Consider the following 14,371-nt stretch of genomic DNA (forward strand, 5'->3'; position numbering starts at 1 on the left):
GTTCAGCGCAGGCTGAACCCTTTTCACTGCCCGACAGGCAGATATGGGGAGGTAACGCCGTTGCGCTGCAGCTTTTCCTGGTAGTCCCGTTTGACAATATCCAGCGCCGCCAGCGCGGTGGCGGGATCGATCTCATTGCATTCCAGCAGGTAAATCAGATCTACCGCCAGTTGCAATTCTGGTGAGGCATTTTCTAGAGACATAAAACCCACGTTTTAATTGAGATGAATGATACTTCGTTCGGCTGAGTATAGTGAACAAGCCCGATTGGGGGGAATAATCATTAAAATATTGTGATAAATCTTCAAAAACCGTTTTCTTTACGTTCAATACTGCGCTCAATGCGCGTCAGCGCTTGACGGCAACGCGTCAGTCGGCCTTCTAACGCAGCCAGCTCATGTTGAAGCTTTTGCTGTGCCGCCAGCGTCGTCTGCCTTCCCAGCAGGCTTTCCCGATCCTGAATCATTGCAATGATCCGACGTTCATAATCCTGATGTTCGGCCAGCTTGTGATACAGATCGACCGCTGCCACCTCTTTGGGCTGATTCTTACGGCGCAGCGTCTGGGTTGCCAGCTCGCGTTGCAGGGCGGTGAGCTGTGCCAGCAACTTTTCTGCCAGAAAGGCCACCTGAGTGGTGCGATTGTCGTTGGCCGCCGTCTGCAGCTGGGCGAAGTTCTTTTGCACTTCGGCCAGATAATCGCGCAGCCGTGTACCGCGGTTAGAAAACAGCGCAGTATCGAAGCGTGCCTGAGGGATAGGCGCGTCGCCGCGTGGCGTGATCTCGCTGGCCAATACCTTGATTTGTTGTTCTAACGCTTCTAAAAGACGCTGGGTGCTCACGTCGGCTCCATTGTGGGGATAGTGGGCTCAGCTTGCCCGCGATCGCGTCGTGAAACAAGCGCCGTGCATAATTCCGCCCGTTGCGGCTGGTGGCACGGGGGAAGGCGGTGATAAAGTAACGCCAGACAGGTTGATGGACAAGGGCTCGCATGACGCGTTGGTTATTGATTATCCTCGGTTGGTTAGCGGTGGTGTTGGCGACGTTGGGCGTGGTATTACCACTGCTGCCGACGACGCCGTTTCTGCTGTTGGCCGCCTGGTGCTTCGCCCGTTCGTCACCACGCTTCCACAGTTGGCTGTTGTACCGCTCCTGGTTCGGGCCTTATCTGCGCCATTGGCAGCAGCATCGCGCCTTACCTCCAGGGGCTAAATGGAAGGCGGTGGTGGTGATTGTGCTGACATTCGCACTTTCGTTGTGGTTGGTTAAAATCTGGTGGGTGCGCGGAGTGCTGTTGCTGATGCTGGCTATTTTGCTGACCTTCATGTTGCGCTTGCCGGTTGTTGACTTATCGCAACAAAAACAGCGCTGATTGTGGCTTATGATATTCAATAGCTTTCAGGCTGCGTTTTGAAAGATGCAGGGGAAAGTTGCATTTGTCCGTCAGTTTGCATAGATTTGGGCGTTTTCGTGCGCGGGTGGCCTCCCATTCCCTGTTTATGCCGGGATCGGGTTCCAGACGATCGGCGCGCAAGTCATCAGGCAGTTTTATCAGGCAATAATTATGACCGCTACTGCACAGCAGCTTCAGTTTATTAAAGACAGTATCAAAACCATTCCGGATTACCCTAAGCCGGGCATACTGTTCCGTGACGTCACCAGCCTGCTGGAAAACCCGCTGGCTTATGCTGCCAGCATCGAATTGCTGGTTGAGCGCTTTCGCGAAGCGGGCGTGACCAAAGTGGTTGGCACCGAAGCGCGTGGTTTCCTGTTTGGCGCACCGGTGGCATTGGCGCTGGGCGTGGGCTTCGTTCCGGTGCGTAAACCGGGTAAGTTGCCGCGCGCGACGCTCAGCGAAAGCTATGAGCTGGAATACGGTACTGACCAACTGGAAATACACACCGATGCCATCAGTGCCGGTGATAAAGTGCTGGTGGTGGACGATCTGCTGGCAACCGGTGGCACCATCGAAGCCACCGCAAAACTGATCCGCCGTCTGGGTGGTGAAGTTAAAGACGCTGCTTTCATTATCAACCTGCCGGATCTCGGCGGTGAAGCGCGTTTGAACTCACTGGGTATTGAATGCTACTGCCTGGTCAACTTCGCCGGCCACTGATCTGCATTACCACAACGGCCTCGCGGATCGCCGCGGGGCTGTGTTAGCATGACCCTCCAGATTACTCGACTTTTCCGGTATTAATGAGCTATCAGGTTCTTGCCCGTAAGTGGCGCCCTCAAACGTTTGCAGATGTTGTCGGACAGGAACATGTCCTGACTGCGCTGGCTAACGGCCTCTCGCTGGGGCGGATTCATCACGCCTATCTGTTCTCGGGCACGCGCGGCGTGGGTAAAACCACCATTGCGCGCTTGCTGGCCAAAGGCCTGAACTGTGAAACCGGCATCACCGCCACGCCGTGCGGTCAATGCGACAACTGCCGCGAGATTGAGCAGGGCCGCTTTGTTGATCTGATCGAGATCGACGCCGCGTCCAGAACCAAGGTGGAAGATACCCGCGATCTGCTGGATAACGTCCAGTACGCACCCGCCCGCGGCCGCTTCAAGGTTTACCTGATTGACGAAGTGCACATGCTTTCGCGTCACAGCTTCAATGCGCTGTTGAAAACGCTGGAAGAGCCGCCTTCTCACGTCAAATTCCTGCTGGCGACGACCGATCCGCAAAAGCTGCCGGTCACTATCCTGTCGCGCTGCCTGCAATTTCATCTTAAGGCTCTGGATGTCGAGCAGATCCGCAACCAGTTGGAAACGGTTCTGCAGGCAGAACAAATCACCAGCGACCAGCGCGCGCTGCAGCTGATAGCACGTGCTGCCGACGGCAGTATGCGTGACGCGTTGAGCCTCACCGACCAGGCTATCGCGATGGGGCAAGGGCAGGTGACCACCACCACTGTCAGCCAAATGCTCGGTACGCTGGACGACGAACAGCCGCTGGCAATCCTCGAAGCGCTGGTGAGCGCCGATGGCGAAAAGGTGATGGCGCAGGTCGCGCAAGCCGCTTCACGCGGTGTTGACTGGGAAAACCTGCTGATCGAAACGCTGGCCTTGCTGCACCGGATCGCGATGGTGCAGTTACTGCCATCGGTACTGGACAATCATTACGCCGCCATTGAACAGCGGTTGCGTGAGCTGGCGCGTACTTTGCCGCCGACGGACGTACAGCTTTATTACCAAACCCTGCTGGTCGGCCGTAAAGAGCTGGCCTTTGCCCCGGATCGCCGTATGGGGGTTGAGATGACCCTGCTGCGTGCGCTGGCATTTCACCCGAAAGCGGTGATCCCTGAGCCGGTGGCGATGGTGCAAACCGCACCGGCGCAGATGGCGCAACCGCAGGCTCAGCAGGTGGCTCAGCCACCACAGTTTCAGGACGCGCCACCGCCGTTAGGCCAGGTTGCGCCACAGAATAATCAGCAGGCTAATTTACCGGATGCCACCGCGCAATTATTAAAGGCGCGCACCCAGCTGTTGCGGCAGGGAGCATCCACACCAAAAAAGAGTGAACCGGCGGCGCCAGGAAAAGCGCGGCCGGCAAACTCAGCACTGGAGCGGTTGGCTTCCGTGACTGAGCGCAGCCAGCAGCGCCAGGCGGAAAAACTTGTTCAGCAAAAACCGGCCAAGCCGGAAGCTTATCGCTGGCGTGCACAGACCGAGCCAGAGGCCGAGCCGGAACCGCTGGCGACGCCAAAAGCGCTGCGCACGGCTCTTGAGCATGAAAAAACGCCCGAACTGTCGGCCAAGCTGGTGGTGGAGTCGCTGGAACGCGATGCCTGGGCGGCAGAAATCGATAAGCTGAAAATTCCAAAACTGGTGCAGCAACTGGCGTTGAACGCGGTTAAAGAAGTGCTGGAACCAGGTAAAATTTGTCTCCATCTGCGGTCGTCGCAGCGCCATCTGAACTCGCCTTCGGCGCAGAAGGTGTTGACCGATGCACTCACCGAGCTGTACGGCAGTCCGGTTGAACTGACCGTGGTGGAAGACGATAATCCGGCGGAGCGGACTCCGCTGGAGTGGCGCCAAGCCATTTATGAAGAAAAACTGGCGCAGGCGCGCCAGTCGATCGTTGCGGATACCAATATCCAAACGCTGCGCCGGTTCTTCGACGCAGACCTGGATGAAGAGAGTATTCGCCCCATTTAAACGCCGCGTAAAGTGCGCGGCCCTAGCGACGAGAGACGACTATGTTTGGTAAAGGCGGTCTGGGCAACCTGATGAAGCAAGCCCAGCAAATGCAAGAAAAAATGCAGCAGATGCAGGAAGAAGTCGCCAAATTGGAAGTGACTGGCGAATCTGGCGCCGGTCTGGTGAAAGTCACCATCAACGGTGCGCACAACTGCCGTCGAGTGGAGATCGATCAGAGTCTGATGGAAGACGACAAAGACATGCTGGAAGATCTGATCGCCGCTGCGATTAACGATGCTGCGCGCCGTATCGACGAAACCCAGAAAGAGAAGATGGCGTCTGTATCCAGCGGCATGCAACTGCCACCTGGCTTTAAGATGCCGTTCTAATGCAGACCAGCCCGCTCCTTGAAACACTGATGGAGGCGTTGCGCTGCCTGCCGGGCGTTGGCCCGAAGTCGGCGCAGCGTATGGCGTTCCAGCTGTTGCAGCGCGATCGCAGCGGTGGGATGCGTCTGGCGCAGGCGCTGACCCGCGCCATGTCAGAGATTGGCCACTGTGCCGATTGCCGTACGTTCACCGAGCAGGACGTTTGCACCATCTGCGCCAATCCGCGCCGTCAGCAAAACGGTCAGATCTGCGTGGTGGAAAGTCCGGCGGATATTCACGCCATCGAGCAGACCGGCCAGTTTGCCGGACGTTACTTTGTGCTGATGGGCCATCTGTCGCCGATGGACGGCATTGGGCCCGGTGATATCGGTCTGGATCGGCTGGAGCAACGGCTGGAAAAAGAAAACATCACCGAAGTGATCCTGGCCACCAACCCGACGGTGGAAGGTGAGGCAACCGCCAACTATATCGCCGAGATGTGCGGCCAGTATGGCGTGGTCGCCAGCCGCATAGCCCACGGCGTGCCGGTGGGCGGTGAACTGGAAATGGTCGACGGCACCACGTTGTCGCATTCATTGGCCGGTCGTCACGTTATCAAGTTTTGATGTTTTCCTCTGATGGGGCTATTTGGCCCCGTCAGCTATCTGCAAAAATTTCCCGCCAGCCGCTTGAAAAACAACGCCCTTGTCCCCACTTAATCCTCATTGTTCGCTTTTGGTAGCTATTGTCTTTGAGGTAATCAATGAGTATGAAAGGTCAAGAAACCCGTGGTTTCCAGTCTGAAGTAAAACAACTGCTTCATTTGATGATTCATTCGCTGTACTCCAATAAAGAAATTTTCCTGCGCGAGCTGATCTCCAACGCCTCGGATGCCGCCGACAAGCTGCGTTTCCGCGCACTGTCGACGCCTGAGCTGTATGAAGGTGACGGCGAGCTGCGTGTGCGCCTTTCCTTCGATAAAGAACAGCGTACGTTGACCATCGCCGACAATGGTATTGGCATGAGCCGTGAGGAAGTGATTGAAAACCTGGGTACCATCGCCAAGTCAGGTACCAAAGCCTTCCTGGAATCCATCGGTTCCGATCAGGCCAAAGACAGCCAACTGATTGGTCAGTTCGGCGTGGGTTTCTACTCCGCGTTCATCGTGGCGGATAAAGTCACCGTGCGCACTCGTGCCGCGGGCGCTCCGGCCGATCAAGGCGTGTTCTGGGAATCTGTCGGCGAAGGCGATTACACCATTGCCGATATCAGCAAAGAAGATCGCGGTACCGAAATTACCCTGCATCTGCGCGAAGGCGAAGATGAGTATCTCGATGCCTGGCGTCTGCGTTCCGTGATCGGCAAATACTCCGACCACATTGCACTGCCGGTTGAGATTGAAAGCAAAAACGAAGAAGACGGCACCGTCACCTGGGAAAAAATCAACAAGGCGCAGGCCCTGTGGACCCGCAGCAAGGCTGACGTGACCGACGAAGAATACAAAGAGTTCTACAAGCACATCGCGCACGACTTTACCGATCCGCTGAGCTGGAGCCACAACCGAGTGGAAGGCAAGCAGGAATACACCAGCCTGCTGTACATTCCTGCCCAGGCGCCATGGGACATGTGGAACCGCGATCACAAGCACGGGCTGAAGCTGTACGTGCAGCGCGTGTTCATCATGGACGACGCTGAACAGTTCATGCCGAACTACCTGCGTTTCGTGCGTGGCCTGATCGATTCCAACGATCTGCCGCTGAACGTTTCGCGTGAGATCCTGCAAGACAGCCGTGTGACCCAGAACCTGCGCGGTGCGCTGACCAAGCGTGTGTTGCAGATGCTGGAGAAACTGGCTAAAGACGATGCGGAAGGCTACCAGAAGTTCTGGCAGCAGTTTGGTCTGGTGTTGAAAGAGGGCCCGGCGGAAGATGGTGGCAACAAAGAAGCCATTGCCAAGCTGCTGCGCTTTGCTTCCACCCACAATGACAGCTCGGCGCAAACCGTCTCGCTGGAAGAGTACGTGGGCCGCATGGCAGAAGGGCAGGAGAAGATTTATTACATCACCGCCGACAGCTATGCCGCCGCCAAGAGCAGCCCGCACCTGGAACTGTTCCGCAAGAAAGGCATCGAAGTGCTGCTGCTTTCTGACCGCATCGACGAATGGATGATGAGCTACCTGACCGAGTTCGACGGCAAGCCGTTCCAATCCGTCAGCAAGGCAGATGACGCGTTGGACAAGCTGGCAGACGAAACCGAAGAGCAGAAGGCCGCCGAGAAGCAGCTGGAGCCCTTTGTTGACCGTGTGAAAACCCTGCTGGGCGATCGCGTGAAGGACGTGCGTCTGACGCACCGTCTGACCGACACGCCGGCTATCGTTATCACCGATGCCGACGAAATGAGCACCCAGATGGCGAAGCTGTTTGCCGCTGCGGGCCAGGAAGCGCCGGCGGTGAAGTACATTTTCGAACTGAACCCGGAGCATGCGTTGGTCAAACGCGCATCCGATGTGGGCGATAACGAACAATTCGCCGAATGGATTGATCTGTTATTGGATCAGGCTCTGCTGGCTGAACGCGGCACCCTGGAGGATCCAAATCAGTTTATCCGTCGTATGAATAAACTGTTGTCCGCATAATTCCGAGTATATACGCCCAAAATCCGCGAATTTTGGGCGTATTTTTTTGTTTTTCCTGCCGATTTTCCGCGCTTTATTCTCTGTTTTCTCCCTTTGACGCCGCAATCGATTTCCTCGCGTACCTTGAGCCAGCCCCCCCTGAAATGGTATGGTTGAGCGTTTTCGCAATTTTATAAAAACTACATAGCAAGGGGATTTACGCAATGCGTATCATTCTGCTGGGCGCTCCGGGCGCTGGTAAAGGTACTCAGGCTCAATTCATCATGGAGAAATACGGTATTCCGCAAATCTCTACGGGTGATATGTTGCGCGCAGCCGTGAAGGCCGGCAGTGAATTGGGCAAGCAGGCGAAAGAAATCATGGACGCCGGCAAGCTGGTGACCGATGAGTTGGTCATTGCACTGGTTAAAGAACGCATCACCCAGGAAGATTGCCGTAAAGGTTTTCTGCTGGACGGTTTCCCGCGCACCATTCCACAGGCTGACGCGATGAAAGAAGCCGGCATCAATGTGGATTACGTGCTGGAATTTGACGTACCGGACGAGCTGATTATCGATCGCATCGTTGGTCGTCGCGTACATGCCCCTTCTGGCCGCGTGTACCACATTAAATTCAATCCACCGAAGGTGGAAGGTAAAGACGACGCGACCGGTGAAGAACTGACAACTCGTAAAGACGATCAGGAAGAAACCGTACGTAAACGTCTGGTGGAATACCATCAGATGACTGCACCGCTGATTTCCTACTACAGCAAAGAAGCTGCTGCAGGTAACACCCAATACCGTAAAATCGACGGCACCCGCAAAGTGACCGAAGTGAGCGCCGAACTGGCGAACATCCTCGGCTAATCGGTTTTTCATTGCTGTGCATAGCGCCAGGCCTCATCCGCCTGGCGTTTTTTTATTATTTACCCGCCGAATTGTGATCGCCGTGGCTTGTTGCGCCTGTGCCCTTTAATCCACCGAGAGAAATGGCGTATAACTCCCCCATCTTAATCCCCGGGGACAATCCGCATGCTCAGACCAACCCATTTGCTGGCAGAATCCACCGCACGCCAGATCGTACAGCGGGCGATGAGCATCATCAGCCATTCTGTCAATGTGATGGACAGCAACGGCGTCATCATCGCTTCCGGCAACCCCTCACGCCTGTTTCAGCGTCATGAAGGCGCTGTTCTGGCGCTGACCGAAAACCGGGTGGTGGAAATCGATGCGGTGACTGCCGCGCACCTCAAGGGAGTGCGGCCCGGCATCAATTTGCCCTTCAGTTTTCACAGCCAACAGGTAGGGGTGATCGGTATTTCCGGTGAACCCGGGCAGGTACGTGCTTATGCCGAACTGGTGAAAATGGCGGCCGAAATGATGGTGGAGCAGGCGGCGTTGCTGGATCAACATCAGTGGGAAAAACGCTACCGCGAGGAACTGGCCAATCAGTTGCTGCAACCGCAGCCGGCATCAGGCTCGCTGGAGGCGATGGCCGCCTACCTGGGGTTAGATCTGCAACAGCCACGGATTGTCTGGATCGCAGAATTACAGGACACGCAGCCGCACCTGCTGCGTGAATTGCTGACGGAGCTGGAGCAGACTCAGCGCGAAGCGCTGATCGCCATCACCGGGTTCAACGAAATGATCCTGCTGCGTCCTGCCAGTCTGGTGCAGGGGGAGTGGAATGTGAAGCAGGAGCGCAAACAGGCGCAGCAGTTGCAGAGCCAGCTTCAGTCGCGTTTCAACCTGCGGTTGATTGTCGGTGGTTTCTTTAGCGGCGAAGCAGGGTTGCACCGTTCAAGCCTGACGGCTCGTGCCACCCAGGCGATGGCGAAACGCTTGAAGTTACGGCACAAGACGCTGTTTTACCAAGATTATCCGCTACCGTCACTGCTGTGCGATCTGGGTGAAGACTGGCGGGCTCAAGAGCTTTCCCGCCCCTGGCAGGTTTTGGGTGAACAGGATGAGAAAGGGGTATTACGCAGCACGCTGAGGCACTATTTTTCGCGGAATTGTGATCAGACGCAGACCGCCGCCGAGCTTCATATTCACGTCAATACCTTGCGCTATCGCCTGCAGCGTATTGAAGCCATTACTGAGTTAAAAATCAATCAGTTAACGGACGCTTTGCAGCTGTATATCGGCATGCTGATGCACGGCTGAGTTGTGTAAAACCACAACTTTCCGCTGTGTGCGCACGCATGTTTTTGTGGCTTTCTCTCACGCCAATGTCCGGCGCTCAGGATATGTTTTCCCCACACCAACAACGGGGAAAACAATAATGACAACGGTATCCACGCTTGGGGCGCTGGTGGCATTGGTCGTCGCTATCGTCCTGATTTTACGCAAGGTCCCGCCTGCCTACGGCATGATTGCCGGTGCGCTGGCGGGCGGATTATGCGGCGGCGCCGATCTGGTGCAGACCGTGACGCTGATGATCACCGGTGCGCAGGGCATTACCAATGCCGTGATGCGCATTTTGGCGGCGGGGGTGCTGGCCGGGGTGTTGATCGAGTCTGGCGCGGCGCACACCATCGCTGAAACCATCGTCCGCAAAGTCGGGGAAACCCGTGCGCTGTTAGCGCTGGCGGTAGCTACACTGATCCTGACGGCGGTTGGCGTATTTATCGACGTCGCGGTGATCACCGTGGCGCCGATTGCCCTTTCCATCGCTCAGAAGGCCGGGATCTCGCGTGCGGCGATACTGCTGGCGATGATCGGCGGCGGCAAGGCCGGTAACGTGATGTCACCAAACCCCAACACCATTGCCGCAGCCGACAACTTCCACGTGCCGCTGACCTCGGTGATGATGGCCGGTATCGTGCCAGGATTGTGCGGATTGATCGTGGCCTATCTGCTGGCCCGCCGTTTGAGTGATAAGGGCGATAAGGTGATGGCGGAAGAGCTGACGCAGCAAGCCGAAGGCATTCGTCCGGGCTTTGCGGCGGCGATCAGCGCACCCTTGGTTGCCATTGTTCTGCTGTCGCTGCGGCCGATCGCCGGCATCGCTATCGATCCGCTAATAGCGTTGCCGCTGGGCGGTCTGGTGGGCGCATTGCTGATGGGCCGCATTCGCCAGTGCAACCAGTTTATGGTTTCCGGCCTGTCCCGTATGGCGCCGGTGGCGATTATGCTGCTTGGCACCGGTACGCTGGCAGGCATTATCGCCAACTCTTCGCTGAAGGACGTGCTCATCAGCGGGTTGACCAGCACCGGCATGCCGGCCTGGCTGCTGGCTCCGCTTTCTGGGGCATTAATGTCGATGGCCACCGCTTCGACAACCGCCGGTACCGCCGTGGCATCCGGTGTCTTCAGCAGCACTCTGCTGGAGCTGGGCGTCAGCGGGCTGGCGGGGGCGGCTATGATCCATGCCGGCGCGACGGTGCTGGATCACCTGCCGCACGGCAGCTTCTTCCATGCCACCGGCGGCAGCGTCAATATGGCCGTGCATCAACGGTTGAAGCTACTGCCTTATGAAACACTGGTCGGCTTTACCATCGCGGCCGTCTCGGCGTTGATGTTTGGCGTATTTAATCTGGCGGGATAAGGAAGAGTAATGAAAACGCTGAAAAAAGTGGTGATTGCGCCGGATTCGTTTAAAGAAAGCCTGAGTGCATTGGAGGTGGCGGAAGCCATCGAACGCGGCTTCCGCCAGATCTTCCCGCAGGTACAGTATGTGAAGCTACCCATGGCGGACGGCGGCGAAGGCACGGTGGATTCGATGGTGGCAGCTACCGGCGGGGAAATCGTCACGGTCGCGGTCACTGGGCCGTTGGGCCAGCCGGTACAGGCCTTCTATGGTTTGCTGGGAGAGGGAGAAACTGCCGTTATCGAGATGGCGGCGGCTTCCGGGTTGCATCTGGCTCCCAAGGCGCAGCGAGATCCGCGCATGACCACCAGTTATGGCACCGGTGAGCTGATCCAGGCTGCGTTGGATCGCGGCGTTAAGACGATTATTCTTGGCATTGGCGGCAGCGCCACCAACGACGGCGGGGCCGGCATGATGCAGGCGCTTGGGGCCAGACTGCTGGACGAGAATCGACAGGCTTTGCCGCCTGGAGGGGCCGCGCTGGCGCAGTTGGCCTATATCGATCTTTCCGGGGTGGATCCGCGTCTGCAGCAGGTGAGCATCACGGCGGCCTGCGACGTGGATAATCCTTTGTGTGGTGCTAACGGAGCCTCCGCGGTGTTTGGCCCGCAGAAGGGAGCCACGCCGGAAATGGTCACGCAGTTGGATGCGGCGCTGCGCCATTACGGCACATTGCTGGAACAGGCTACTGGTCGTGAGGTTATCAACGCGCCCGGTGCAGGAGCGGCAGGGGGAATGGGGGCGGCATTGCTTGGCATGCTAAACGCCCGGTTGCGCCCCGGCATTGAGATCGTGATCGAAACCCTTCAATTGGAAGAGGCGTTGCGTGATGCCGACCTGGTGATCACCGGCGAAGGGCGACTGGACAGTCAGTCTATCCACGGCAAAACGCCGATTGGCGTGGCGCGGGTGGCCAAACGCTTTGGTTTGCCGGTGATCGGCATTGCCGGCAGCCTGTCGAAAGATTATCAGGTGGTGCACCAGCACGGCATTGACGCCGCTTTTTCGGTGCTCGATCGCGTTGTCTCTCTGGAGGAAGCGTTGGCGGAAGCGGCCGATAACCTGGAGGTGACGGCGCGTAATGTGGCGGCGGTCTGGCGACTGGCGCAGAGTTAATATCATTCCCCTTTATCATGGGCAACGCCTGTTGCTGATATCGGTTCCGACGAGGCGCTTTTCCGTTACAATAGGCGCCATTAATCGACGTTAACCCCCTGACCCAGAACAGGGGGTTAGCTTGCAAGGAATCAAGGGGAACTGAGATGAAGCAAGAGAAACACGGGGTATTGCTGGTGAACCTGGGCACGCCGGATGCTCCGACCTCGTCGGCGGTAAAACGCTATCTGAAGGAATTCCTCAGTGACGACCGCGTAGTGGATACAGCCCCATTGATCTGGTGGCCGATCCTCAACGGTGCGATCCTGCCGATCCGTTCGCCGCGCGTTGCCAAGCTGTATAAGTCGGTATGGATGGACGAAGGCTCACCACTGCTGGTCTACAGCCGCCGCCAGCAGCGCGCATTGGCCGCACGTATGCCGAACACGCCGGTTGAATTGGGCATGAGCTACGGTTCACCGAGCCTGGGCGAAGCGATAGACAAGCTGTTGGCACAGGGCGTGACCAATCTGGTAGTACTGCCGTTGTACCCGCAATACTCCTGTTCAACCAGTGCAGCCGTGTGGGACGGCGTGGCGCGCATACTGAAAGGCTATCGCCGCCTGCCGTCGATCAGCTTTATCCGCGACTATGCCGAACACCCGGCCTACATCGCCGCATTGCGTCAAAGCGTGGAGCGTTCGTTTGCCGAGCATGGCCAACCGGACCGGCTGGTGCTGTCATTCCACGGCATTCCCAAGCGCTATGCACGCCTTGGCGACGATTATCCGCAGCGTTGTGAGGATACGTTTCGTGCATTGACCGACACTTTGCCGTTGGCGCCGGATCGGGTCATGATGACCTACCAGTCGCGTTTTGGCCGTGAACCCTGGTTGACGCCGTATACCGATGAAACCCTCAAGGGCCTGCCTGCGCAAGGCGTTAAACATATTCAGCTTATCTGCCCAGGTTTTTCGGCGGACTGTCTGGAAACGCTGGAAGAAATCAAAGAGCAAAACCGCGAAATCTTCCTCGAGGCGGGCGGCGAGAAGTTTGAGTACATTTCTGCGCTGAACGACGAACCGGCGCACATTGATATGATGCAGCAACTGGTGGCGCAGCACCTCTGATCCCCAGAGCGCAAAATAGTGACAGTCATCATCAATCGGGCAGGAATGTGCTAACATTCTCTGCCTGTTAACTGCCACTGCCGCCAAATAAATGAAATTTCCTGGTAAACGTAAGTCCAAACACTATTTTCCGGTGAACGCCCGCGATCCGCTCTTGCAGCAAGCTCAGCCTGAAAATGAAATCAGCACCTCCTATATCGTCGGTATCGATCAGACGCTGGTGGATATCGAAGCCAAAGTGGACGATGCCTTCGTCCAGCGTTACGGTCTGAGCCTGGGGCACTCCCTGGTGATTGAGGATGACGTCGCCGAGGCGCTGTATCAGGAACTGATCGACAATAATCTGATCACCCACCAATTTGCCGGCGGCACCATCGGCAATACTCTGCACAACTACTCCGTGCTGGCGGACGACCGTTCCGTTCTGCTCGGCGTGATGTGCAGCAATATCAAGATTGGCAGCTACGCCTATCGCTATCTGTGCAACACCTCCAGCCGTACCGATCTTAACCACCTGCAGGCGGTTGACGGTGCTATTGGCCGCTGTTTTACGCTGATCGGCGAAAGCGGTGAACGGACCTTTGCCATCAGCCCCGGGCAGATGAATCAACTGCGGCCGGAAAGCGTGAAGGAAGAGGTGATTGCCGGTGCTTCGGCGCTGGTGCTGACGTCATATTTGGTGCGCTGCAAGGAAGGGGAGCCGATGCCAGCTGCCACCATGCAGGCGATTGAATTTGCCAAAAAGCACGACGTGCCGGTGGTACTGACGCTGGGCACCAAGTACGTGATCGCCGATAACCCGCAATGGTGGCGCGACTTCCTGCAACAACACGTGTCGATCCTGGCAATGAACGAAGATGAAGCGCTGGAGTTGACCGGGTTGAGCGATCCATTGACTGCCTCTGACATGGCGCTCGAATGGGTGGATCTGGTACTGTGCACCGCCGGGCCAAACGGCCTTTATATGGCGGGTTATACCGAAGAGTCGAATAAGCGGGAAACCCAGCATCCGCTGCTGCCGGGGCATATTGCCGAATTCAACCGCTATGAGTTCAGCCGCGCCATGCGCCGTGAAAGCTGTGAAAATCCGTTCCGCATCTATTCGCACATCGCGCCTTACATGGGCGGGCCGGAGAAAATCATGAATACCAACGGTGCCGGCGATGGCGCACTGTCGGCGTTGCTGCATGATATCGCCGCCAACGGTTATCACCGCAATAACGTGCCTAATTCCAGCAAGCACGTTCGCAGCTATCTGACCTATTCCTCGCTGGCGCAGGTGTGTAAATACGCTAACCGTGTCAGCTATCAGGTGCTGAATCAGCATTCGCCGCGCCTGACACGTGGCCTGCCGGAGCGGGAAGACAGTCTGGAAGAGTCTTACTGGGAACGCTAAAAAGCAAAAGGTCCGGCAAGCCGGACCTTTTTTATATCGAA

The 14,371-nt window shown here is 56.9% G+C and carries 14 protein-coding genes and 1 other annotated feature; of the genes, 12 read left to right on the plus strand and 2 right to left on the minus strand.

What is annotated here, in order from left to right:
- Nucleotides 1-23 precede the first annotated feature (23 nt).
- Both rsmS and priC read right to left on the minus strand, forming a co-directional pair.
- Nucleotides 24-203 carry a pleiotropic regulatory protein RsmS gene (gene rsmS, locus NR114_RS08875; protein ID WP_020825528.1) on the minus strand — a complete coding sequence of 60 codons (180 nt, stop codon included), beginning with the start codon at nt 201-203 and terminating at the stop codon, nt 24-26.
- Nucleotides 204-304: 101 nt separating this feature from the next.
- Nucleotides 305-841: a primosomal replication protein PriC gene (priC, locus tag NR114_RS08880; RefSeq protein WP_020825529.1), complete on the minus strand. Its 537-nt coding sequence runs from the start codon at nt 839-841 to the stop codon at nt 305-307.
- A gap of 149 nt (nt 842-990) precedes the next feature.
- Between priC and NR114_RS08885 the strand changes: the two genes are divergently transcribed.
- The 12 genes from NR114_RS08885 (at nt 991) to NR114_RS08940 (ending at nt 14,330) form a co-directional block, all read left to right on the plus strand.
- On the plus strand, nt 991-1,371 hold the full coding sequence (locus NR114_RS08885) for a DUF454 family protein (RefSeq protein WP_020825530.1): 381 nt from the start codon (nt 991-993) through the stop codon (nt 1,369-1,371).
- 192 nt (nt 1,372-1,563) lie between these two features.
- Nucleotides 1,564-2,115: an adenine phosphoribosyltransferase gene (apt, locus tag NR114_RS08890; protein ID WP_020825531.1), complete on the plus strand. Its 552-nt coding sequence runs from the start codon at nt 1,564-1,566 to the stop codon at nt 2,113-2,115.
- Between the two features lie 83 nt (nt 2,116-2,198).
- A complete protein-coding gene (gene dnaX / locus NR114_RS08895) occupies nt 2,199-4,151 on the plus strand; it encodes a DNA polymerase III subunit gamma/tau (protein ID WP_046374335.1) in 1,953 nt (650 codons plus the stop codon).
- Nucleotides 3,484-3,548 (plus strand) — a sequence feature (DnaX frameshifting element). It overlaps the preceding gene by 65 nt.
- Nucleotides 4,152-4,192: 41 nt before the next feature.
- A complete protein-coding gene (locus NR114_RS08900) occupies nt 4,193-4,522 on the plus strand; it encodes a YbaB/EbfC family nucleoid-associated protein (RefSeq protein ID WP_020825533.1) in 330 nt (109 codons plus the stop codon).
- A complete protein-coding gene (recR, locus tag NR114_RS08905; RefSeq protein ID WP_129941065.1) occupies nt 4,522-5,127 on the plus strand; it encodes a recombination mediator RecR in 606 nt (201 codons plus the stop codon). The genes NR114_RS08900 and recR overlap by 1 nt, the downstream gene beginning before the upstream one ends.
- A gap of 143 nt (nt 5,128-5,270) precedes the next feature.
- A complete protein-coding gene (gene htpG / locus NR114_RS08910; RefSeq protein ID WP_020825535.1) occupies nt 5,271-7,136 on the plus strand; it encodes a molecular chaperone HtpG in 1,866 nt (621 codons plus the stop codon).
- Nucleotides 7,137-7,339: 203 nt separating this feature from the next.
- Complete coding sequence (gene adk, locus NR114_RS08915; protein ID WP_020825536.1) at nt 7,340-7,984, plus strand: adenylate kinase; 645 nt, start codon at nt 7,340-7,342, stop codon at nt 7,982-7,984.
- A gap of 165 nt (nt 7,985-8,149) precedes the next feature.
- A complete protein-coding gene (locus NR114_RS08920) occupies nt 8,150-9,283 on the plus strand; it encodes a sugar diacid recognition domain-containing protein (protein ID WP_234528990.1) in 1,134 nt (377 codons plus the stop codon).
- 118 nt (nt 9,284-9,401) lie between these two features.
- Entirely contained in the window at nt 9,402-10,667 is a 1,266-nt protein-coding gene (locus NR114_RS08925; protein WP_020825538.1) for a GntP family permease, read from the plus strand.
- Nucleotides 10,668-10,676: 9 nt separating this feature from the next.
- Complete coding sequence (locus NR114_RS08930; RefSeq protein WP_174573838.1) at nt 10,677-11,825, plus strand: glycerate kinase; 1,149 nt, start codon at nt 10,677-10,679, stop codon at nt 11,823-11,825.
- A 146-nt stretch (nt 11,826-11,971) separates the two neighbouring features.
- On the plus strand, nt 11,972-12,934 hold the full coding sequence (hemH, locus tag NR114_RS08935) for a ferrochelatase (RefSeq protein ID WP_044548739.1): 963 nt from the start codon (nt 11,972-11,974) through the stop codon (nt 12,932-12,934).
- A gap of 91 nt (nt 12,935-13,025) precedes the next feature.
- Entirely contained in the window at nt 13,026-14,330 is a 1,305-nt protein-coding gene (locus tag NR114_RS08940; protein WP_020825541.1) for an inosine/guanosine kinase, read from the plus strand.
- Nucleotides 14,331-14,371: the final 41 nt, after the last annotated feature.

Source organism: Serratia sp. Ser99 (genome assembly GCF_024519545.1).
Taxonomy (GTDB): domain Bacteria; phylum Pseudomonadota; class Gammaproteobacteria; order Enterobacterales; family Enterobacteriaceae; genus Serratia; species Serratia liquefaciens.